This window comes from Janthinobacterium aquaticum, assembly GCF_009208565.1.
In the GTDB taxonomy this organism is placed as follows: Bacteria; Pseudomonadota; Gammaproteobacteria; order Burkholderiales; family Burkholderiaceae_D; genus Janthinobacterium.
This window is the reverse complement of record NZ_WFLK01000012.1, coordinates 168,170-190,075: the sequence shown is the minus strand read 5'-3', so window position 1 is coordinate 190,075 and position 21,906 is coordinate 168,170. Positions and strand designations below refer to the sequence as shown.

The following is a 21,906-nucleotide window of genomic DNA, read 5'->3' as shown; positions in this document are numbered from 1 at the left end:
GAAGTTGGCAACCTTACTCGACTTCGACCGTCTCCGGTGCCGCCGTTGGCGCCGCATCGGGCGGTTCCGGGAACTCCAGCACGACCTGGTCCTTGTCGTCGAGGTCGACCGTGACCTTGCCGCCGGAGACCAGGCGACCGAACAGCAGTTCGTCGGCCAGCGCCTTGCGGATCATGTCCTGGATCAATCGCGCCATCGGCCGCGCACCCATCAGCGGATCGAAGCCCTTCTTGCCCAGGAAACCGCGCAGCTTCTCGGTAAACACCGCTTCGACCTTTTTCTCGTGCAGCTGCTCTTCCAGCTGCATCAGGAACTTGTCGACCACGCGCAGGATGATTTCCTGGTCCAGCGCGCGGAAGCTGATGGTGGCGTCGATACGGTTACGGAACTCCGGCGTAAACATGCGCTTGATATCGCCCATTTCGTCGCCGGCCTGCTTCGAGCTGGTAAAGCCGATCGATGCTTTCTGCAGGCTTTCCGCACCCGCATTGGTGGTCATGATAATGATCACGTTGCGGAAATCGGCTTTGCGGCCGTTATTGTCGGTCAGCGTGCCATGGTCCATCACCTGCAGCAGGATATTGAAAATGTCCGGATGGGCTTTTTCAATTTCATCGAGCAGCAGCACCGCATGCGGCTTCTTGGTAATGGCCTCGGTCAGCAAACCGCCCTGGTCGAAACCGACATAGCCCGGTGGCGCACCGATCAGACGGCTGACCGCATGGCGCTCCATGTATTCCGACATGTCGAAACGGATCAGCTCGATGCCGAGGATAAACGCCAGTTGCTTGGCCACCTCGGTCTTGCCGACGCCGGTCGGACCGGAGAACAGGAACGAGCCGATCGGCTTGTCCGCCTTGCCCAGGCCGGCGCGCGCCATCTTGATGGCCGAGGCCAGCGCATCGATGGCAGGGTCCTGGCCGAACACCACATTGCGCAGGTCGCGGTCGATGGTCTGCAGCTTGCTGCGGTCGTCCTGATTCACGGTTTGCGGCGGAATGCGCGCGATCTTGGCGATAATGTCTTCGATCTCGGTCTTGCCGATAGTCTTTTTCTGCTTGGACTTCGGCAAAATGCGCTGCGCTGCACCGGCTTCATCGATCACATCGATGGCCTTGTCGGGCAGATGGCGGTCGTTGATGAAGCGCGCCGCCAGCTCGGCCGCCGTCGACAGTGCCAGCGCCGAATACTTGACGCCATGGTGCTCTTCGAAGCGCGACTTCAGGCCGCGCAGGATCTGCACCGTCTGCTCGACGGTCGGCTCGTTGACGTCGACCTTCTGGAAGCGGCGCGACAGGGCGTGGTCTTTTTCAAACACGCCGCGGTACTCCGTGAAGGTGGTCGCACCGATGCATTTGAGCTGGCCATTGGCCAGGGCCGGCTTCAGCAGGTTCGATGCGTCCAGCGTGCCGCCCGACGCCGAACCGGCGCCGATAATGGTGTGGATCTCGTCGATGAACAAGATGCCATGCGGATTGTCCTTGAGCTGTTTGAGCACCGCTTTCAAGCGCTGCTCGAAGTCGCCGCGGTACTTGGTACCGGCCAGCAAAGCGCCCATATCGAGCGAAAACACCACCGCGTTTTGCAGCACTTCGGGCACATCGCCCTGCGTGATGCGCCAGGCCAGGCCTTCTGCAATGGCGGTCTTGCCCACGCCGGCTTCGCCGACCAGCAGCGGATTGTTCTTGCGGCGACGGCACAGGATCTGGATCACGCGGTCGACTTCGTCTTCGCGCCCGATCAGCGGATCAATGCGGCCATCGGCAGCAGCCTTGTTCAGGTTTTGCGTAAACTGGTCGAGCGGGCTTTCCTTTGGCTGGCCGTCGGCCGGCGCTTCTTCCACGCCCTCGGAGGCCTTGGCCGCTTCGGCCGACTGATCCTTGCGAACACCGTGCGAGATGAAGTTGACCACGTCCAGGCGCGTCACGCCCTGCTGGTGCAGGTAGTACACGGCATGCGAGTCTTTTTCGCCAAAAATGGCCACCAGCACATTGGCGCCGGTGACTTCCTTCTTGCCATTCGATGCCGACTGCACATGCATGATGGCGCGCTGGATCACGCGCTGGAAACCGAGCGTTGGCTGGGTATCGACTTCGCCCGTGCCAGACACGGTCGGCGTGTTATCGCCGATGAAGTTGGTGAGGGTCTTGCGCAGGTCTTCAATATTGACCGCGCAGGCACGCAACACCTCGGCAGCCGAGGGGTTGTCCAGCAGTGCCAGCAGTAGATGCTCAACCGTGATGAATTCGTGCCGTGCCTGCCGAGCTTCGACAAACGCCATGTGCAAACTTACTTCCAATTCCTGCGCAATCATACTTCCTCCATCACGCACTGCAGGGGATGGCCTGCCTTGCGCGCATGCGTTAATACAAACTCCACTTTGGTACACGCTATATCTTTAGAGAACACGCCGCACACTCCTTTGCCGTAGCGATGAACACTGAGCATGATTTGCGTTGCCGTTTCACGGTCCTTGTTGAAATACTCTTCGATAATGGCCACCACGAATTCCATCGGGGTGTAGTCGTCGTTGAGCAAGGCTACCTGGTAGAGCGGCGGCGGCTTGAGGACTTGCCGCTCCAGTACGGTATCTGAGTCGTGCTTGGTTGCCATACGCTTATTCTAATGCTTTCACAGTGGTTGTCATGCGCATTATCTGCGCCTTTCAATTGTTTTCAATCTTACGCGTTTTCTCAGTCCTGCGCAGATGGCGCCCTTCTTGCCGAAATCAAGAGTTGCTTTTTTGGTCGCTGTGAAGAATTTGGCAAGATCAATGGAAAAGCGCTTGACTTCAATATTTATTCCGCCAACAATGCTGTATCGACTGTTGCAGTAATGTACAGCTTGATAAGAAGTGAGACGTGAGGAGGGGGCAAGAAGCTTCTTGCTTTTATGGCTCGTGTGATTTGTTTTAATTTTGAAAGTTCTTTTTATGGCAACAGGTACAGTTAAGTGGTTCAATGATTCCAAAGGTTTTGGCTTCATCACCCCAGATGACGGCGGCGAAGATTTGTTTGCTCACTTCTCCGCAATCAATATGAACGGTTTCAAGACCCTCAAAGAAGGTCAAAAAGTTCAATTCGAAGTCACGCAAGGCCCTAAAGGCAAGCAAGCTTCCAACATCCAAGGCGTTTAAGCATCCCCCGCCCTCAGATGCTTAAAGACCCCGCTCCACGGAGCGGGGTTTTTTTATCCCCGCTCTGCCCTATTCCATCTGTTCGATCATCACGGTGCCAAAGCCCGAGCACGACACCTGCGTGGCGTCTTCCATCAGGCGCGCAAAATCATAGGTCACGCGCTTGCTGGCAATGGCCTTCTGCATGGCCGCAATAACCAGGTCGGCCGCTTCCGTCCAGCCCATATGGCGCAGCATCATTTCGGCCGACAGGATCAATGAACCGGGATTGACCAGGTCCTTGCCTGCATACTTGGGCGAGGTGCCATGCGTGGCTTCGAACAGCGCCACCGAGTCGGACAGATTGGCGCCCGGTGCGATGCCGATGCCGCCGACCTGCGCCGCCAGCGCGTCGGACATATAGTCGCCATTGAGGTTCAGAGTGGCAATCACGCTGTACTCGGCCGGACGCAGCAGGATCTGTTGCAAAAAGGCGTCGGCAATCGAATCCTTGATCAGCAGGTCGCGGCCGGTGCGCGGGTTTTTGATCTTGCACCACGGGCCGCCATCGATCAGTTCGGCGCCGAATTCCTGTTGCGCCAGCGCATAGCCCCAGTCGCGAAAACCGCCTTCGGTGTACTTCATGATATTGCCTTTGTGAACAATCGTCACCGATGGCTTGTCATGGTCGAGCGCATACTGGATTGCCTTGCGCACCAGGCGCTGCGTTCCTTCGATGGAAACCGGCTTGATGCCCAGCGCCGAGGTTTCAGGGAAACGGATATTGCTCGCGCCCAGCTCGGTCGACAGGAAATGAATCAGTTTTTTCACGCCTTCCGAGCCTTGCGCATATTCGATGCCGGCATAGATGTCTTCCGAGTTCTCGCGGAAAATCACCATCGAGGTTTTTTCCGGCTCGCGCAGCGGCGACGGCACGCCCGGGAAATAGCGCACCGGGCGCAGGCAGACATACAGGTCGAGCTGCTGGCGCAGCGCCACGTTGAGCGAACGGATACCGCCGCCGACCGGCGTTGTCAACGGCCCCTTGATGGCCACCAGGTAGTCGCGCAGCGCGTCGAGCGTCTCCTGAGGCAGCCAGGTATCGGCGCCATACAGGCGGGTGGCTTTCTCGCCGGCATAGATTTCCATCCAGCTGATCTGGCGCGCGCCGCCGTAAGCTTTTTCTACCGCCGCGTCGATCACCCTGCGCATGACCGGCGTTACATCGATGCCGGTGCCGTCACCTTCGATAAAGGGAATTACCGGATGGTCGGGCACGTTGAGCGTAAAGTCGGCGTTGACGGTGATTTTTTGGCCGTCAGCAGGTACTGTGATATGTTGATACATCAAAATCTCCGGGTGGGACGAGCGGGCAAGTCACTACAGAACTGCGCAGACTGCACCTTGCACCATGAAGGCGCAGGGAAGCCAGCTAGTCTTGTATAAGACATAAGATGCATCATATTATGCACCACTATGTAACATGACGCCAATCATGGCGTCACGACTGCCGTAAAACCCGGCCATCACGACACTTCCGACCCATCACGACCCATCACGACCCATCACGATACAGCGCCATGCCACTGATATTATTCAATAAACCATTCCAGGTCCTGTGCCAGTTCTCACCACAGGAAGGCCGCGCCACGCTGGCCGACCACCTGAGCATTCCCGGCATCTATCCGGCCGGCCGGCTCGACGCCGACAGCGAAGGGCTGCTGTTGCTGACCGACGACGGCCGCCTGCAGCACGACATCAGCCACCCCGACCGCAAAGAGGCCAAGACCTATCTGGTGCAGGTCGAAGGCGTGCCCGATGCGGCCAGCCTGACCAGGCTGCAGGCGCCGCTCGATCTGGGCGACTTCGTCACCCAGCCGTGCAAGGCGATACAGATTGCCGAGCCGCAATGGCTGTGGCCGCGCAACCCGCCGATCCGCGCGCGCCTTGATCAGCCAACGTCCTGGCTGGCGATCACCTTGAAAGAGGGAAAAAACCGCCAGGTGCGGCGCATGACGGCCGCCGTCGGCCTGCCCACGCTGCGCCTGGTGCGCAGCGCCATCGGCCCGTTTTCACTGGCCAGCCATCCCTTGATGCCGGGCGAATGGTGCGAGGTACCGACCGAGGCCGTCGGCAAACGCTGAAGCGAGGCCGGCTGTTGCAAAAACCTGACGGCCGCTGCCCCGTCTTGACGCCCTGCCAGCCAGCATGGCTTAATCGCCGCTTCCATCGCGAACGCCGGGCTCATGAAATATTTATTTATCCGTAGCACGCTCTGCATGGCCATGGCGACATTGGCCATCCTGGCGCAGGCCCAGAATGGTCCGTTAAAAAGCGTGCAACTGACGCTCGGCAACCAGCTTATACAAGCCGAAGTGGCGGCAACAGAAGAGCAGCGCGAACAGGGCCTGATGTACCGCGAGAAAATCGAGCACCACGTCGGCATGCTGTTTGTGTTCGACCGCAGCGCGCCGCAATGCATGTGGATGAAAAATACCGCACTGCCGCTGTCGGTGGCGTTTCTCGACGCCGGCGGGCGCATCATCAATATCGAAGACATGCAGCCGCATACCTATGACAGCCACTGCTCCACGCGCGGCATGCCGGCGCGCTACGCGCTGGAAATGCAGCAGGGCTGGTTTCGCACGCACCAGGTCAGACCGGGGATGGTGGTAGGAAAGCTGCCGCCCTGACTGTGGGCCGCGCAGCCAAAACGAGAAAAACCCGCCAGAACAAGTCTGCGGGTTTTTGCTGTTCAAGCAAAGGCTGGCGCGAAGGCCGGCCTGGCGTGAATTAAGCGGACAGTGCTTTCAGGGCAGCTGCCAGACGGCTCTTGTGGCGAGCTGCCTTGTTTTTGTGGATGATCTTTTTGTCAGCGATACGGTCGATGGTCGACACGGATGCCTGGAAGATCGCAGCAGCAGCTGCTTTGTCGCCACCCAGGATCGCCTTGCGAGCAGCTTTGATAGCCGTGCGCAGGGTCGAACGTTGGGACGAATTGTGTGCGTTTTGCTTAACTGCTTGACGAGCGCGTTTGCGCGCTTGTGCGGTATTTGCCATGGAATTTCCTAAAACAGGGTCAAAGTGCGTTTGCAAACATTAGTGTTTGCCAACCGGTGCGTTCTGTGCGTCTGCCGAACCATGTGTGCCAAACCAGTGCCTGTCAAACATTAGTGTCTGCGTAACAGAATTCTGTACAGCCTTCGATTATAACGATATTTTCAAGCGAGGGCAATTCAAAAAAAACAGTGTCGACGCCAAAGCACGCAAAAACAGGGCTGCCAGCCGCGTTTTCGGCGTACTCAGAAACATAATTATTACCGGATTTTAACCGTTTGTGCACCCTGTGCCCGGCTATAATCTGCCCCCATGAACCTGCTCCGCACCCTCGCCGCCATATCCAGCATGACCATGCTGTCCCGAATCACCGGTTTGTTGCGCGAGAGCCTGTTCGCGCGCGCCTTTGGCGCCGGCGCCTACACCGACGCCTTTATCGTGGCCTTCCGCATCCCCAACCTGCTGCGCCGCCTGTTTGCCGAAGGCGCGTTTTCGCAGGCTTTCGTGCCCATCTTGTCGGAATACAAAAACCAACAGGGCGAAGCGGCCAGCAAGCAACTGGTCGACCATGTCGCCACCACGCTGGTGTGGGCCACGCTGATCGTGTCGCTGGTGGGCATCGTCGGCGCGCCGTGGTTTGTCTACGCGATCGCCACCGGCCTCGAGAAGGACCCGGGCGCCTTTGATGCCGCTGTCTGGATGACGCGGCTGATGTTCCCTTATATATGCTTTATGTCTTTCGTGGCGCTGGCCGGCGGCGTGCTCAATACCTGGCGTGAATTCAAGATTCCCGCCTTCACGCCAGTGCTGCTGAACCTGTCGTTTATTGTGGCATCGTTGTTTCTGGCCCAGCATCTGCAGCAGCCGATCTACGCCATGGCCATCGCGGTCTTCGTGGGCGGCGTGCTGCAGGTGGCGATCCAGGTGCCGGCGCTGATCAAGGTCGGCATGCTGCCGCGCCTGTCGATCAATCCGGCCAGCGGCCTGAAAGACGCCGGCGTGCGGCGCGTGCTGAAAAAAATGGGGCCGGCCGTGTTTGCCGTCTCGGCCGCACAGATCAGCCTGATGATCAATACCAGCATCGCCTCGCGCCTGGCCGAGGGCAGCATTTCCTGGCTGTCGTATGCGGACCGCTTGATGGAGTTCCCCACCGCCATGCTGGGCGTGGCATTGGGTACGATCTTGCTGCCCAGCCTGTCGAAGGCCAATGTCGATGGCGACAAGACCGAATATTCATCACTGCTCGACTGGGGCCTGCGCTTGACCTTCCTGCTGGCCCTGCCTGCGGCGGTGGGCATGGCCACGCTGGCCACGCCGCTGATCGCCACCCTCTTCCATTACGGTAAATTTTCTGCCGAAGCGGTGACCATGTCGACCGAACCGCTGGTGGCCTACAGCCTGGGCCTGATCGGCATTATCCTGGTCAAGACGCTGGCGCCGGCGTTCTATGCACGCCAGGATATCCGCACGCCCGTCAAGATTGCCATCGGCGTGCTGATTGCCACGCAATTGATGAATCTGATTTTCGTGCCCTATATTGCCGTGGCCGGCCTGGCACTGTCGATCGGCCTGGGCGCCTGTCTGAACGCCAGCTTCCTCTACTGGGGCCTGCGCAAACGCGGCATTTACCAGCCCAAGCCTGGCTGGCTGACGTTTTTCCTGCGCCTGTTGCCGGCGCTGGCCGTGATGGGTGGCGTGGCCGCCTATGGCGCCGCACGCATCGACTGGATTGCCATGCAGGCGCACCCGCTGCTGCGCGCCGGCGCGCTGGGCCTGCTGATCTGCGCCTGCGCAGTAACTTATTTTGGCGTCCTGCTAGTAGCCGGTTTTCGCTTCCGCGACTTCAAGCGCAGCGCCTGAGCAGATGATCAGGCTGTTCGCAATATAACCGCCAGGCGACGATGCCGCCAAGTTAGCGTTCCTGCTCGACAAGCCCAACAGTAAAGGTGACAACACTCCTGCCGCCGGCACAGGAGCACCGGGCCAAGCGAGGCTGAAAAATGTCGAGGGCAAGGCGTAGGTCGGGTTAGCCCGCAGGGCGTAACCCGACAACACCACGGCCATCGGCATTTTCTCAGCCTCGCGTCTCTGGCCCGCCATTTTTCGCCTTGCCGCTTTTATTAAAGCAAAAAAATCAGACAGCGCCCTTGATGCGGCGACGCGCGGCAAAGCCGACTAATGCCAAACCACCCAGCAACATGGCATAAGTCTCCGGCTCAGGCACCGGGAGGGCTGCCACTGTTGCCGTGTACTGCGTATTGCGGGCAACAGTATCACCGACAATATCGACCCGGTAAGTGCCGGCCGCCAGTGGCCCGCCCCAGCTCAGCTCCTGCGTCTTGGCGCCAATTATGCTGTTGAACGAGCCATAATTGACCTTGCCATCCTCGCTGTACAAGGTGCCGGCAAAGCCGGTGATGGCGTTCAGGTCGACCGAGAACGTCTGCTGCGCGCCAAAGGAAGTCGCCGATGGCGTCAGCAACTGGAAAAACCAGCTGTCATTGATGGCGAAGCCGACCTGTGCGAACTTCTGCGAAACATCGGACAGCGTATCGGAACCGGTCGGATCGAGGATACCCAACAGATGATCGGTCGCCGAGGCGCTGAACGATGCGGCCGCCATCACGACACCGGCCGCAATAAATTTCATTTTCATAGCTTATTCCTTCGAAGTGAGTGATGGCTGCCGTATTGCAGGCCACCAGGAGTACCAATAGTACTGAAGGAAATGGTAGCATAATCATACCGCAATTCGTTGCAATTATTTTATCTGAGTTTCAATTATTGAAATAAAATTTCGGCGTGAAACACTTGCCTATGTCGAGTAGTTGCAATGAGAAAATGGTTATTGCAACCGAACTCAGCAACATAGAATGAAGCAACGCGCGGACGTGCAGGACGTGCGCCTGCCCACCGGCACATTGGACGGCGACAGTAAGCAGCATGCACGCAACAGTCTCGAATTTTCTGACAGCGGCCTGAGCGTTACTGGCCGAAATATGATATATTTCCTACAAATAAGTTTTGTTACTGACAAGAGCAACAGCAAAACCACCAGCAAGACTACCTGGGTACAGGCCTTATCCACGCCTGACCTTGAAAAGCATTTTGTTACCGCACACAACGGTCGCAGTAACGGAAGGCTGCAATATGCGCTTCACGCGTGCGTCTACGCACCGCGCACCTGCTTCTTAAGAGAGCGATCATGTTTAAATCTGTTTCCGCACCTGCTACCATTTCCCTGCTGCTTGCAACGCTGTTGTTTGCCGGCAGCGCGCAAGCGCAAACTGCGCCGCAGCCGCGCGACCAGCAAAAAAGTTGCCTGGCCAGCACCGCCAACGCCAATGGCGAAGCGAAAGAAGCCAATATGGACGGCACCTACAGCGCCTGCAGCCTGGCCAACGGTTTTATCGGCATCGATGTGCGCGCCAACGACGGCGTCGGCCAGACACCGGAATTCAGTACGCCAGTGTCTGACCAGGAATTGCGCACGTTTCAATCGGGCGACGGCACCCACCGCCTGGCCACCAAGCCGGGCGCCGGCGGCAACCCGACCATTGAAAACCACTGGCCCAGCAGCGCCAACGACAACAGCTATCGTTTTGCTACCCGTGACTTTGTCGCCAACGAGCAATTCGAACCGCTGGACGACGCGCGCAGCTACGGCCTGCCAGGTGCCGCTGGCCGCACAGCGCTGCGCAGCAACAGCGGCGACAGCGAAGCGCCTTTGACGACGTCGGCCTCGCTGTCGGACAGCGCTCCCCAGGGCAGCGGTGTGGGCAGCGGCGGCTCGGGCGGCGGCCTGAACACCACCACCAACAACCTGTTGCCGGTCACGCCGAACGTGCCGGCCGTGCCCGAGCCGGAAACCTACGCCATGCTGCTGGTGGGCCTGGGACTGGTGGCGCTGGCGCGCAAGCGCAAAGCTGCCAAAGCATAAGCAAAAAGGCTCGCAAGAGCCTTTTTTTTCGACCAGGAAAAATGCATCAGCGCCGGAAATTGGCGTACGGCGCCGCCAGCGGGTCGCCGATAAACAAGCCTTGCGCCGGCCACATCACGCTGCCCCAGTACGCTTCAAGGGCGGTGTTGCCGGCCAGGTAGCTGCGCAACAGCAGGCCGGGATGGGGAAACTTCTGCCAGTAGCTGCACGGCTCGCTGACGGTGCCATAGCTGGCCGTCGCGCCCGCTTCCAGCCAGCGCTGGCTGCTCATCTGCGTACTGCCACGCAGATCGCCGCCAAACGACGTCAGGTGATCGGCCAGCGCACCAGGCAGGAAGCGCAGCGTTTCGAGCTTGTCCACCCTGGCGATGCCGGTCTGGTAGATCATGATGTCCTGCGCGCCTTCGAGGCTGTCGGCTTTCAGCTGTTTGACCGTCAGCTTGCGCTGCGCCAGCGTCCCGGCCGGCGGGAACAGCTGCGCGCGGCTGCTGCGCGCGGCATCCGAGGTTGTCAGGTAATACGCGTTGGCCGGCGGCGGCGAGAAGTTCCTGACGGCGCCACGGTCGGCCACGGCCTTGGCCTCTTCGGCAAAATCGATCGGCAGCAGCATCGACAAGCGCATGCCCAGCTGCGTATAGGGCTGCGTGACCTTGCTGTTGTAATAGCGGCTCGGTTTGCCGGGATCGCAGCTTTTGTTGCACTGGCCGGCATCGTAGCCCAGCGTATAGGCCGAGGTGATCGAATTGCATTCAACCGCATACGGCGCGCTCCACACCATCAGCACAGCCTGGATGCCGGGCTTGAGCTGACTGTCGATGCGCTCCTTGAGCTGGGCAAACTGATCCATGCTGAGCTTGCGCGGCCGGTTCGGGATGCTCACATGCGCGACATTGGCCGCCGGGATGCCGTGCACCTGCCGGTAGTATTCGCCCACTTCCACGCTATTGGGTTCGGCATCGTTGATCACGATGGCCAGTTGCGAGGGCTGAAGGCCCAGCGCTTCGGCTGACGGCACGGCAGTGGCCGCAGGTGGCGCATCGGCGTGCACCGGCGCAGCTGCAGCCGCAGCCAGCGCCAGGGAAAAACAGATCAGGTTACGCAAGGGTCGTATCGCCAGTAAAGGAATCGAAACAAAAGTCGAAATAGAAGCCGAAATATTGCCTCGATTATAGCCCTGTACTGGCCGGCTTCAGCAGTGCGCTGCAGGTAAAAAACTAGACGCGCCGATAGACGTCTTCCAGCCGTACGATATCGTCCTCGCCCAGGTAGCTGCCCGACTGCACTTCGATCAGGTGCAGCGGCAGCTTGCCGGGGTTTTCCAGCCGGTGCGTCATGCCGATCGGGATATAGGTCGATTCATTTTCCGTCAACAGGCGAACCGTGTCGCCGCAGGTGACCCTGGCCGTGCCGCTGACCACCACCCAGTGCTCGGCGCGGTGGTGATGCATCTGCAGCGACAGCTTGCCGCCCGGATTGACGGTAATACGTTTGACCTGGAAGCGCTCGCCGATATCGATGCCTTCGTAGCTACCCCAGGGCCGGTACACCTTGCGATGCTGCAAGTGCTCGCTACGCCCCTGCTGCTTCAGATGATCGACCACCTGCTTGACGCGCTGCACCTGGTCCTTGTGCGCCACCAGCACGGCATCGTCGGTCTCCACCACCACCAGGTCCTGCACGCCGATCACGGCCACCAGGCGCCGTTCGGCGCGCACCAGGCAGTTGCGCACGCCATCGAGATACACATCCCCGCGCGCCACGTTGCCGTTCTCGTCGCTGGCCTGCACTTCCCACAGCGCCGACCAGGAGCCGACATCGCTCCAGCCTATCGACACTGGCAGCACCACCGCCTGCGCCGTATGCTCCATCACCGCATAATCGATCGAGTCCGATGGACTGGCAGCAAAGGCCTTTTCATCGAGTCGGCAAAAATCGAGGTCGCGGTAACCGTCGCGCACGGCCGCCTCGCACGCTGCCAGCATGGCCGGCTGATAGGCGCGCAATTCGTTCAGGTAGCGCGCGGCGCGAAACAGGAACATGCCGCTATTCCAGAAATAATTCCCGGCGGCCAGGAAGGACTGGGCCGTAGCCAGGTCCGGCTTTTCCACGAAACGCTCGACCTGGCGCCCATTGCTGCCTGCGACTACCTGTGCACCGCTACGGATATAGCCATAGCCCGTTTCGGCGCTGGCTGGCACGATGCCAAAGGTAGCGAGCGCACCAGCTTCTGCCAGCACGGCCGCCTCGGCAATGGCGCGGTGAAACGCCGCTACGTCGGCGATCACATGGTCAGCCGGCAGTACCAGCATCAGCGCCTCCGGATCGATGGCCAGCAGATACTGCGCCGCCACGGCCACGGCCGGGGCCGTATTGCGACCCACCGGTTCAAGCACGATGCCCAGTGGCTCAAGCTTGATTTCACGCAGTTGCTCGGCCACCATAAAGCGATGCTCGTTGCCGCACACCACCAGCGGCGCCATGAATTGGACACCATCTGCCACCTGCCCGCGCGCACGCTGCGCCGTTTCCTGCAACATGGTGTGCTCGGTCACCAGGGGCAGCAGCTGCTTGGGCAGCACGGCGCGCGACAGCGGCCACAGACGAGTACCGGAGCCGCCCGACAAAATGACTGGATAAATATTCATGAAAATGCTTTCCTGATGACTGTTTTTACTTGCTCATGCCAGGCACCGGTGCCGCCGCCGGGAACAATCGCGCATAGGCCGCCAGCAGTTTCGGCGCCTCGTATTCCCATTCCAGCTCATTGATCACGCGGTGGCGGCCGAACTCGCCCATCTGCGCGCGGCGCGCCGGATCGTCAAGCAGCTCGACGATCTTGCGCGCCATGTCGACCGGGTCGTTCTTCAGCGCATACAGCGAAGCCTGCTGCGCCGAGACCTTGCCTTCGACCAGGTCGAACTGCACGATCGGTTTGCCCAGCGCCATGTATTCCATGATCTTGTTCATGGTCGACTTGTCGTTCATGTCGTTGGCCACATCCGGGTTCACGCACACGTCCGAGGTATTGAGCATTTCCAGCAGTTCCTGATCCGGCACGCGGCCGGTAAAGGTCACGTAGTCGGCAATGCCCATCTGCTGCGCCATCTGCTTCATCTGTTCGAGCGAGGTGCCGCCGCCCACCAGGCCGAACTGCACATCCTGGCGTCCCAGCGTCTGCACGATATACTGGGCAGCCTGCAGCAGCAGGTCGATGCCTTCCTGCGCGCCCATCACCCCCACATAGCCGACCAGGTAGGCGCGGCCTTTTTTCAGCGCAGGTACCGGAGGCAGCACGCGCAGGCGATCCAGTTTCGGGCCGCTGCGCACCACATACACGTCTTCCGGTTTCATACCACCACGCTCGATGGCGATCTTCTTGTACGACTCGTTGGTGGCGATCGACACATCGGAGCTCTTGAACGACCAGCGCTCGAACAGCACCATCAGCTTGTAGAAAAAATCGCGCCGGCCGAACTTGGCTTCGTACAGTTCCGGGTTGATGTCGTGATGGTCAAACAAAAAGCGCTTGCCCATCGTCAGCTTGAAAAAGCCGCCGATCAAAAACAGCAGGTCGGGCGGATTGCAGGCATGGATCACGTCGAAGCCGCGCGCAAAATGCACCTTCCACGCCAGGCGGAAGGTATGAAACAGCGCCAGCGAATACTCGACCAGGTAGCCTTTGGCGCCCTCGGCTTCCAGCGGCAGGCTGTAGCGATGGATATGAATGCCGTCGATGGCTTCGTAGCGCGACTCGTAGCCTTTGCCGGTCGGGCAGATGATCGACACTTCATAGCCATTGGCGTGCAGCGTGGTGGCTTCCTGCCAGACGCGCCGGTCAAACGGCGACGGCAGGTTCTCGACCAGGATCAACACGCGGCGCGGCTTGCCGCCCATGGCATTACCAGCAGATGCCGTCATATTGTTCTCCACTTTGCTCTTTGCTGATGCGCACCAGGTCGACGATATACTGGTGCGGTTTGAGGCTGCCCGGCACGGCCTTGAATTCGGCGGCGCCATTGCCGATCACGATGGTGTCGGCAAAGTCGAGCACTTCCTGCATCGAGGTCACCATCAGCTTGGAGATATGCGGAATATGGTTGAGGATGTAATCCTGGTTGGCGCCGGTCAGCGCGGCCAGGTTGACGTTCTTGTCGTAGAGTTTCAGCTCATAGCCCTTGCCCAGCAGATGTTCGATTACATCGACCAGTGGCGACTCGCGCAGGTCGTCGGTGCCGGCCTTGAACGAAAAGCCCAGAATACCGACCTTGCGCGCGCCTTTGTCGACGATCATCTTGAGGCCTTTTTCCACCTGCTTCTGATTCGACGGCAAAATCGCATTGAGCAGCGGCAGCTCCAGGTCCAGCGCGCGCGCCTTGTAGGTCAGCGCGCGCACATCCTTGGGCAGGCACGAGCCGCCAAAGGCAAAGCCGGGTTTCATGTAGTACGGTGACAGATTGAGCTTGGTATCCTGGCAGAAGATCTCCATCACCTTGTGGCCGTCGATGCCGACCGCCTTGCAGATATTGCCGATCTCGTTGGCAAACGCCACCTTGACTGCATGCCAGGTATTGTCGGTGTACTTGACCATCTCGGCCGTTTCCACATCGGTGCGCACCAGCGGCGCATCCATTTTTTCATACAGCTGCACCAGCAGCGCGCCGGCCTTTTCGTCGGTCTCGCCGATCACGGTCTTGGGCGGATTGTAGTAATCGTAGACGGCCGTGCCTTCACGCAGGAATTCAGGATTGTTGCAGACGCCAAAATCAACGCCGGCCACCTTGCCCGACGCCGCTTCCAGGGTCGGGATCACCAGCGCGCGCATCGAGCCTGGCAGCATGGTGCTGCGCGCCACCACCACATGGAACGAGTCTTTTTCGGCCATCGCCGCGCCGATTTCCTGGCAGACCTTGCGCACATGGCTCAGGTCCAGATTGCCGTTCAGCTGGGACGGCGTGCCCACGCAAATGAGCGACATATCCGAAGAAAATACGGCGTCGCGCACGTCCGCCGTAGCGCGCAGATGGCCGCTCTTGACGGTGGCGGCGATCATCTCGCCGATATCTTTTTCAATAATCGGCGTGGCGCCTTGGTTGATCAGGTCGACCTTGGTGCGGTTCGGATCGACGCCCACCACCTGATGGCCGTCGGTAGCCAGGCAGCCAGCCGAAACGGCGCCCACATAACCCAAACCAAATATGCTGATTTTCATGTTTTCCTCGTGTATAGATATCAGATGTGTTGCTCGGCATCGACTGCCAGATGCAGGGTGGTGCACAGCCGCGCGGGACCCGCCAGGTGCGCGCGCCAGACCAGCGTGGGCGAGGCCTGCTTTTCATCAAAGCGGTGCGAGATCCAGCCCATCACCGGCTGTTCGCTGCCGCGCACCAGCGCGATCGTCGCACCGGCCACCTGCGGCAGGTGCATCTCGAGCGCAAACGCCTTGCCGCGCACCTTGAGCACGGCGCCCTCCAGTTCCAGCTGGCACTGCGGATCGATGTGCCAGAACAGCTCGACCTCGTGCGCGCCCTGCCCTTCGAGCTCATCGACCACCTCGATCAGCGCGCCGTCCGGCGCCACGCGCACCGTGCGCCGGTGCAGCAGCGGCTGCGGCAAGGCCATATAGCCGTCATGACTGGCGCGCCACAGCTTTCCGCCCTCGCCATCGTGCTGCCACGCTTCGCACACGCTGCGCGCCTTGCGCAGCCACAGAAAATTGCCGCCCGATTCGGACTGGTCGCGGCCATCGATACGCAGCGTGTTGTGGGCGCTGGTGCCGCGAAAATAATCGCGCCACTGCTTTTGCGTATGGTAAGCGTAAGTACCCGGATCGACCAGCACCGCCTGCCCGGCCACCGACAGGCTCAAGGCCAGCGCATCGGCATGGCCGTGCGCGGCGATGCCCAGGTAGCCGAGCGGCCCGGCGTCGGCAATCAGGCGCACTTCCGATGGCGTATCGAGCCGCGCGCCCATTACATAATAGCCGCCGTCGGCAAAACTGCGCGGCAGCGCCGGCGCCATGCCAGCGTCCAGCGCGTCAAAGGCAGCTCGCCCTGCTTCGCCCAGCAGCCAGGCGCTCTTTTCGTCAAAGCGGCCAGCCTTGCGTTTGAAGTCGCCGCGTCCGAACAGCGCCGCGCCGCTGGCCAGCAGCGAGGTGTAGGGATTGGCGCCGGGCGACTTGTCCCAGTTGGCCAGCTGGGCGTCGTCGGCATCGCCGATCATCGGCACCTGGCCGGCCACGTTCATCATGGCGGCCAGGAACTCCAGCATGGCTTCCAGCCGCTGCAGGAAGGCGGCCGAGCGCGGGCGGGCGTTGGCGCGGCCGGCCAGCACGCACAGCAGCATCTCGTCGGCCACCGTGTGCTGGTAATAGATCGCCTGTTCGCGGTTGACGCCATCGGGCCCGTTCTGCTCCAGCGCCTGTTCTTCCAGCTCACGCTCGGTCTGCGCCAGCCAGCCGGCGCTCTCGGGCCAGCACGGCCAGGTCAGCGCCGCCACATGCAGGCCGGTCAGCTCGCCGAACAGATGGTTGTTGGCCGAGGAATGGCGCGAAAAATGCCCGGCAATAAAATGGCAATGCTGGTAGATGCTGGCCAGCCAGCGCTGCAGGAAGGCCGCGCCGTCCGCCCCCTGGAACAGCACGCTGCCGGCGCCGCCCAGCAACTGCCAGGCATGCGACCAGCTGACCAGGCGCAGCGCCAGTTCCAGCGCGCTGCTCCAGTTCGGCCCCAGCGGATACGGGCATTGCTGCCACCACGATTCAAGCAGCGCCTGCACGCCGTGCGCGTAGCGCAGCTCACCGCTCAGCGCATAGGCCATCGCCAGGTCGCTGATGCACAGGTGGCGGTTGGGCTCCCACAGACATTTGATATCGCCCACTACGGCCTCGTCGCGGTAGTTGAGCAGCTTGCCAAAGCCAGACGGCGCCAGCGTGCCGGTCTTCGGGTCGCGGTTCCATTCGGGCGGAAAACCAAGCGCCACGTCGCGCAGCGCAAACACATCGAAGCGACCTGCCAGGATGCGTTCGGCCGCCGCCAGGTGCGGTGCGGCGTCATGCGGCCGGCCCAGCCACGGCTGGCCGAACTGCAGTTGCAGGTTCGGCGCCGGCGGCGACGGCGCCATGCCGACGCCGCGCGCCTGCAGGCGCTGCTGCAGCGCATCGCGCACGCGGTGCGCTACCTCCGGCGCGCCCATGGCGCGCAGGCGGTTCAGTTTCCAGGTCAGTTGGCTCAGCATCGCCATCCTCACAGATACTGGCGATGCCAGATTTCCAGCGTCAGCAAACTCCACAACAGCTTTTCGTGGTTCTGCCGTCCCTGGACATGCTCGGCCAGCACCTGTTGCAGCGCATCGGCATGGTAGTAGTGGCGCGTGCGCGACGAGGCGCCCGTCAGGTGCTCATACAGATAGTCTTTCATCGGCCCGCGGAACCACTCGTTGACCGGCACGCGGAAACCCACTTTCGGCCGCGCCAGGATCGCCTGCGGCAGCAGCTGTTTCATCGCCTCGCGCAAGATCCATTTGGTGGTACGACCACGTACGCGGTAGTCGTCGGGCAGGCTCGATACATAGGCCGCCAGCTCATGGTCCATGAACGGCATGCGCGCTTCGAGCGAGGCGGCCATGGTCATGCGGTCGCCGCGTTCGAGCAGGTTGTCGGGCAGCCAGCTCAGCTGGTCGAAGCACAGGATGCGGCGCAGCGCACTGCCTTCGCCACAACTGAGGCCCGCCTCGCGCGTGCGCGCCGGCGCCGGCATGGCCACCAGGCGCGCGCGCTCCTGGTCCGACATCATGCCGAACCAGCGCGGCATGCGCTCGTCAAAATCGTCCAGTCCCAGGTTGACGATGGCCGTCTTGGCGCGGCGAAAACGATACGGCAAGGCGCCGATGGCCGGCTCGATCAGGCCGCGCCGCAATGCCCCCGGCAGCAACTGGTAGTGGCCGGCATAGCGCTCGTACACATGCTTGGGATAGCCGCCGAGAATCTCATCGGAGCCTTCGCCGGTCAGCACCATCTTGACCGTCTTGCGCGATTCTTTCGCCAGCAGATAGATCGGAATATCGGACGGCTCGGCCACCGGTGCATCACGAAAGCGCACCAGGTCGGGCAGCAGCGCGATCACCTGGTCGACCGATACTTCCAGCTCGTGGTGTTCGGTGCCGAACTGGCGCGCAATATCGGCCGCGTAAGCCAGTTCGCTGAAGCCGCCCTCGCGAAAGCCGACCGAAAAGGTCTTGACCGGCACGCCGGCATGGCGCGACATCAGCGCCACCACCGCCGACGAATCGATGCCGCCGGACAGAAAGGCGCCGAACGGCACGTCGGAAATCATGCGGATGCGCACCGATTCATCGAGCTTGTCGAGAAAGGTGGCGACCGGGTCGGCCGGCAGCGGCGCAGCCACGCGCGGGCGGCTGTCGGGCGGCGTGTAATACACGCGCTCGCGCAGCACGCCGTTTTCCCAGGTGGCGGTGGAACCGGGCGCGAGTTTTCTGATGCCTTCGAACAGCGTGGCCGGGCCAGGCGCATAGCGGTAGGCAAAATAGTCCCAGATGGCCGCCTGATTGGCGCTTGCGTGCTCACCCACGCCAGGCAGCGCCAGGATGGCCTTGATCTCGGAGGCAAACGCCAGCTTGCCGTCCTGTTGCCACAAAAACAGCGGCTTCTTGCCGAACGGATCGCGCGCCATGAACACGCGGTTGTGGCGCGCGTCCCAGATGGCAAAAGCAAACATGCCGCGAAAATGCTGCACGCAGTCTTCACCCCACTGCACATAGGCGTGCACGATGGTTTCGGTGTCGGAGGCGGTGCGGAACTGGTAGCCCAGCGCGATCAGTTCCTCGCGCAGCGGCTGGAAGTTATAGATCTCGCCGTTGAAGATGATCTGCACATCGCCGGCCGCGTTGCCCAGCGGCTGGTGGCCGGTGGCGATATCGATGATCGACAGGCGCCGGTGCAGCAGCCCTACCTGCCAGGCGCCATCGAGGGTCGTTGCCTGCAGCACGCCGGTATCGTCCGGCCCGCGGTGGGCAATGGCACGCCCCATAACCTCGAGCGCTGCCAGCTGGCCCGTCACGGCCGAGGGAAAAATCAAACCGGCTATGCCGCACATAAGATCTCGCTTTAAAAAACGGTTCAGGCCACCGGCGAGGCCAGCAGGGTATGGTAGAGACGGCGGAAATCCTGCGCCAGCCGTTCGACGGTATAGGCGCTTTCAATTCGCTCGCGGCAAGCTTGTCCCATGCGCTGCAACAGCGCACGGTCTGCATCGAGACGCACGATGGCGTCGGCCAGCGCCTGCGGGTCGCGTGGCGGCAGGAACACGCCATGCACGCCGTCCTGCATCACGTCGGCAATCGCCCCCACCGGGCAGACCAGCACCGGCGTGCGCGCCGCCATGCTTTCAAGCAGCGCGTACGGCAGGCCTTCCTGGTGATAGGTGGGAAAGCAGAACAGGTCGGCATCACGCCAGACCGCGTCTTTTTCAGCGCCAAAAACCGGCCCCAGCAAACGCACCTCCTGCTGCAGGCCCAGCGTGGCGATGCGCGCGCGCAAGGTCGCCTCCAGCGGTCCGCTGCCGGCCAGCGACAGGCTGACATGCACGCCTGCCGCGCGTACCAGCTGCAGCGCGTCGAGCAGGTCGAGCAAGCCCTTGTTTTCAGCCAGCCGCCCCACATACGCCAGCGCCAGCGGGCGCGCAGGCGCCAGCGGCCTGGCGCCGTCGTCAGCGCCCGCCTCGATCGCGTTCGGGATCACTTCAAGCGACAGCGCCGGATCGAAACTGCGATAGCCCTGCAGTTCGCACTGGGCCAGCAGCACCACCGAATCGGCCGCCCGCAGCACGCGCCGCAGCAGCCCTGTCAACAGCGGCCTGCCCTGGAAGAAAACCTGCGGCAAGGCGCCGCCGTGCACCTGGTACACGACCCGCTTGCCCATCGCCTTGGCCAGCGCCAGATACACGATATCGCGCCAGTAGCTGCGCCACTCCATCGAGGTATTGATATGCACGATCTGCGGACGCTGCCTGCGCACGGCCTGCACGAACTGCAGCGGGCTGGCGGCAAAACGCAGCAGCTTGCTCAGGCGCGACTCCTTGCGCCCTTCGCTGCCCACCTGGAAGTGCACCAGCTGGTGGTCGCGCGCCAGCGAGCTGTGAAAGAGTTGATTCAAGTGAGTGGTTACCCCGCTTACCGCGTGAAGCGCAGGACCGAGCAGCATTATCGTAGTCATATTTACATTATATGTTATACATTTGCAATTAAGACGCCTGCTCGCATATTTTTCTGCATCGCGCCGATTCTGACAACATCTTTCTCTGTAGATAATCCACCTGCCCCAGCGCCCAGGCCGCTGCGTCAGCGCACTGCATCGCGCAGCTGCGCATAGCGTTGCGCCAGCGCCTGCGCCAGTACGCGGTAGCTGCGATGCGCCTCGATATAGGCGGCACCGGCCCGGGCACGGGCGCGCGCAGCCGGTACATCGGACAGGATCGCTACCATAGCCGCAGCCATCGCGGCCGGCTCACTGGCCGTCAGCCAGCCGGCGTCGCTGGCCGCCAGCACTTCGGCCTGGTCCGGGCTGTCATTGCCGACGGCCGGCATGCCCAGGGCCAGGTATTCCAGCAGCTTGGTGGGGGAGCTGACATCGAACAGGACGCCGCGGGGGATATACGACAGGGCAGCGTCGGCGCCGGCAAGCAAGGGCCAGGCCTGGCTCGACGGCAGCCAGCCCGTTACGCGCACGGCATCGGCAAGACCGGCGCGGCGCGCGCAGGCCAGCAGCGCATCGACATCGGATGGCGTATCGGAGGCGCCTATGAGCAACAGGCAGGCGTCGGGCACCTGGCGGCGCACCAGCAGCAAGGCATCGAGCAGGCGTTCAAGCTGGCGCGACTGGTCCAGCGTGCCCAGGTAGGCCAGCAACGGGGTGCGCTCCCAGCCAGCCGGGCGCACAGGCGCAATAGCCTGCGCCTGCAGCACCTCCATGTCGACCCCCATCGGCACGGCCGTCAGGCGCCCGGCGGCAATGCCGCGCGACTGCATCATGCGCAGCATGGCCTCGCTTTGCACGAATACATGGCTGGCGCGCGGCAAGACGATGTTGTACAGCAGCCACTGCTCGCTCAGGCCCTTGTACAGCACCAGCCGCGCGCGCAGCGAGGGGCGCTGCGCAAGGCTGCTGCGGGCGCGCTCGATGCGTCCTTCGCTGATCAGGTAGGAAACCCAGTAATAGAACGGTATGCCCTTCAGGCGCGCCACCAGCAGCGCCAGCAGGCCGGTGGGCACCATGTCGCGCACCTGGATGGCGTCGCAGCTGGCGCGGCGCGCACGCAACAGGGCGCGCAGGCAGCGCCACTGGAAAGCGAGCTCACGCAGCAGCCGGCTGCGCAGGAAGCGTCCGCTGCATACCGAACGGTAGCCTTGCTGCTGCGGCGGCAACGTCGAAGGCATGCCAACCATATCGCACTCGACGCCATGGCGCGGCAGATATTTGCCGAACAGCACCGCCACATCGGGGCGAAACGTGGGCAGGCTTTCCGGCACCAGTTGCAAAATCTTCAGCGGCATAGGCGGTTCAGTAGGGGTCAACGGTCAGCGAGCGGCAATCGGCACGCATGCCACGCAGCATATCATGCCCTTACGAAATAATTAATTACATTACATGAATTGCATCAATATCATGTCGATAGAAACTCCTTCAATATTGCAATAAACATATGCTTGCTAGCATTAAAACATCCAGCGCCATGACCCTGCCGCGTGGCGGTTTAATGCGATAATATACATTTTTAACAGG

General features: G+C 61.4%; 18 protein-coding genes. 5 read left to right on the top strand and 13 right to left on the bottom strand.

The window, feature by feature from the left end:
- Positions 1-13: 13 nt before the first annotated feature.
- Positions 14-2,314, bottom strand: a complete 2,301-nt coding sequence (gene clpA, locus GCM43_RS18830; protein ID WP_152247111.1) for an ATP-dependent Clp protease ATP-binding subunit ClpA — start codon at positions 2,312-2,314, stop codon at positions 14-16.
- Positions 2,311-2,613 (bottom strand): ATP-dependent Clp protease adapter ClpS, encoded by a 303-nt coding sequence (clpS, locus tag GCM43_RS18825; RefSeq protein WP_152247109.1) that lies wholly within the window; start codon positions 2,611-2,613, stop codon positions 2,311-2,313. Before clpS ends, clpA begins: the two co-directional genes overlap by 4 nt.
- Before the next feature lie 319 nt (positions 2,614-2,932).
- Between clpS and cspE the strand changes: the two genes are divergently transcribed.
- Positions 2,933-3,136, top strand: coding sequence for a transcription antiterminator/RNA stability regulator CspE (cspE, locus tag GCM43_RS18820; RefSeq protein ID WP_152247107.1), 204 nt, complete (start codon positions 2,933-2,935; stop codon positions 3,134-3,136).
- 69 nt (positions 3,137-3,205) lie between these two features.
- Here cspE and icd read toward each other — a convergent pair whose 3' ends face one another.
- Positions 3,206-4,462, bottom strand: coding sequence for an NADP-dependent isocitrate dehydrogenase (gene icd / locus GCM43_RS18815; RefSeq protein ID WP_152247105.1), 1,257 nt, complete (start codon positions 4,460-4,462; stop codon positions 3,206-3,208).
- 233 nt (positions 4,463-4,695) lie between these two features.
- Here icd and GCM43_RS18810 point away from each other — a divergent pair, with 233 nt between their 5' ends.
- Both GCM43_RS18810 and GCM43_RS18805 read left to right on the top strand, forming a co-directional pair.
- Positions 4,696-5,259 carry a pseudouridine synthase gene (locus tag GCM43_RS18810; RefSeq protein WP_152247103.1) on the top strand — a complete coding sequence of 188 codons (564 nt, stop codon included), beginning with the start codon at positions 4,696-4,698 and terminating at the stop codon, positions 5,257-5,259.
- A 141-nt stretch (positions 5,260-5,400) separates the two neighbouring features.
- A complete protein-coding gene (locus GCM43_RS18805) occupies positions 5,401-5,808 on the top strand; it encodes a DUF192 domain-containing protein (RefSeq protein WP_152247101.1) in 408 nt (135 codons plus the stop codon).
- A 100-nt stretch (positions 5,809-5,908) separates the two neighbouring features.
- Here GCM43_RS18805 and rpsT read toward each other — a convergent pair whose 3' ends face one another.
- Positions 5,909-6,175 (bottom strand): 30S ribosomal protein S20, encoded by a 267-nt coding sequence (gene rpsT / locus GCM43_RS18800; protein ID WP_152247099.1) that lies wholly within the window; start codon positions 6,173-6,175, stop codon positions 5,909-5,911.
- Positions 6,176-6,484: 309 nt separating this feature from the next.
- On the opposite strand from rpsT, the gene murJ reads away from it, so the two are divergent.
- Complete coding sequence (gene murJ / locus GCM43_RS18795; RefSeq protein WP_152247097.1) at positions 6,485-8,032, top strand: murein biosynthesis integral membrane protein MurJ; 1,548 nt, start codon at positions 6,485-6,487, stop codon at positions 8,030-8,032.
- A gap of 274 nt (positions 8,033-8,306) precedes the next feature.
- Here murJ and GCM43_RS18790 read toward each other — a convergent pair whose 3' ends face one another.
- Positions 8,307-8,828 (bottom strand): FxDxF family PEP-CTERM protein, encoded by a 522-nt coding sequence (locus GCM43_RS18790; protein WP_152247095.1) that lies wholly within the window; start codon positions 8,826-8,828, stop codon positions 8,307-8,309.
- A gap of 549 nt (positions 8,829-9,377) precedes the next feature.
- On the opposite strand from GCM43_RS18790, the gene GCM43_RS26200 reads away from it, so the two are divergent.
- Positions 9,378-10,112 (top strand): PEP-CTERM sorting domain-containing protein, encoded by a 735-nt coding sequence (locus GCM43_RS26200; RefSeq protein ID WP_226929557.1) that lies wholly within the window; start codon positions 9,378-9,380, stop codon positions 10,110-10,112.
- Positions 10,113-10,158: 46 nt separating this feature from the next.
- On the opposite strand, the gene GCM43_RS18780 is transcribed toward GCM43_RS26200, so the two are convergent.
- From GCM43_RS18780 to GCM43_RS18745, 8 genes are all read right to left on the bottom strand, one after another.
- Positions 10,159-11,214, bottom strand: a complete 1,056-nt coding sequence (locus tag GCM43_RS18780; protein ID WP_152247093.1) for a TIGR03790 family protein — start codon at positions 11,212-11,214, stop codon at positions 10,159-10,161.
- Between the two features lie 112 nt (positions 11,215-11,326).
- Entirely contained in the window at positions 11,327-12,757 is a 1,431-nt protein-coding gene (locus tag GCM43_RS18775) for a mannose-1-phosphate guanylyltransferase/mannose-6-phosphate isomerase (protein ID WP_152247091.1), read from the bottom strand.
- 25 nt (positions 12,758-12,782) lie between these two features.
- A complete protein-coding gene (locus tag GCM43_RS18770) occupies positions 12,783-14,030 on the bottom strand; it encodes a glycosyltransferase family 4 protein (protein WP_193315678.1) in 1,248 nt (415 codons plus the stop codon).
- Positions 14,011-15,321, bottom strand: coding sequence for a nucleotide sugar dehydrogenase (locus tag GCM43_RS18765; protein WP_152247089.1), 1,311 nt, complete (start codon positions 15,319-15,321; stop codon positions 14,011-14,013). Before GCM43_RS18765 ends, GCM43_RS18770 begins: the two co-directional genes overlap by 20 nt.
- Positions 15,322-15,341: 20 nt before the next feature.
- Positions 15,342-17,345, bottom strand: coding sequence for a heparinase II/III family protein (locus GCM43_RS18760; RefSeq protein ID WP_152247087.1), 2,004 nt, complete (start codon positions 17,343-17,345; stop codon positions 15,342-15,344).
- Positions 17,346-17,353: 8 nt separating this feature from the next.
- Positions 17,354-19,222: an asparagine synthase (glutamine-hydrolyzing) gene (asnB, locus tag GCM43_RS18755; RefSeq protein WP_152247085.1), complete on the bottom strand. Its 1,869-nt coding sequence runs from the start codon at positions 19,220-19,222 to the stop codon at positions 17,354-17,356.
- 23 nt (positions 19,223-19,245) lie between these two features.
- Positions 19,246-20,328 (bottom strand): glycosyltransferase family 4 protein, encoded by a 1,083-nt coding sequence (locus GCM43_RS18750; RefSeq protein WP_413770968.1) that lies wholly within the window; start codon positions 20,326-20,328, stop codon positions 19,246-19,248.
- Positions 20,329-20,465: 137 nt separating this feature from the next.
- Complete coding sequence (locus tag GCM43_RS18745) at positions 20,466-21,677, bottom strand: glycosyltransferase (protein WP_152247081.1); 1,212 nt, start codon at positions 21,675-21,677, stop codon at positions 20,466-20,468.
- Positions 21,678-21,906: the final 229 nt, after the last annotated feature.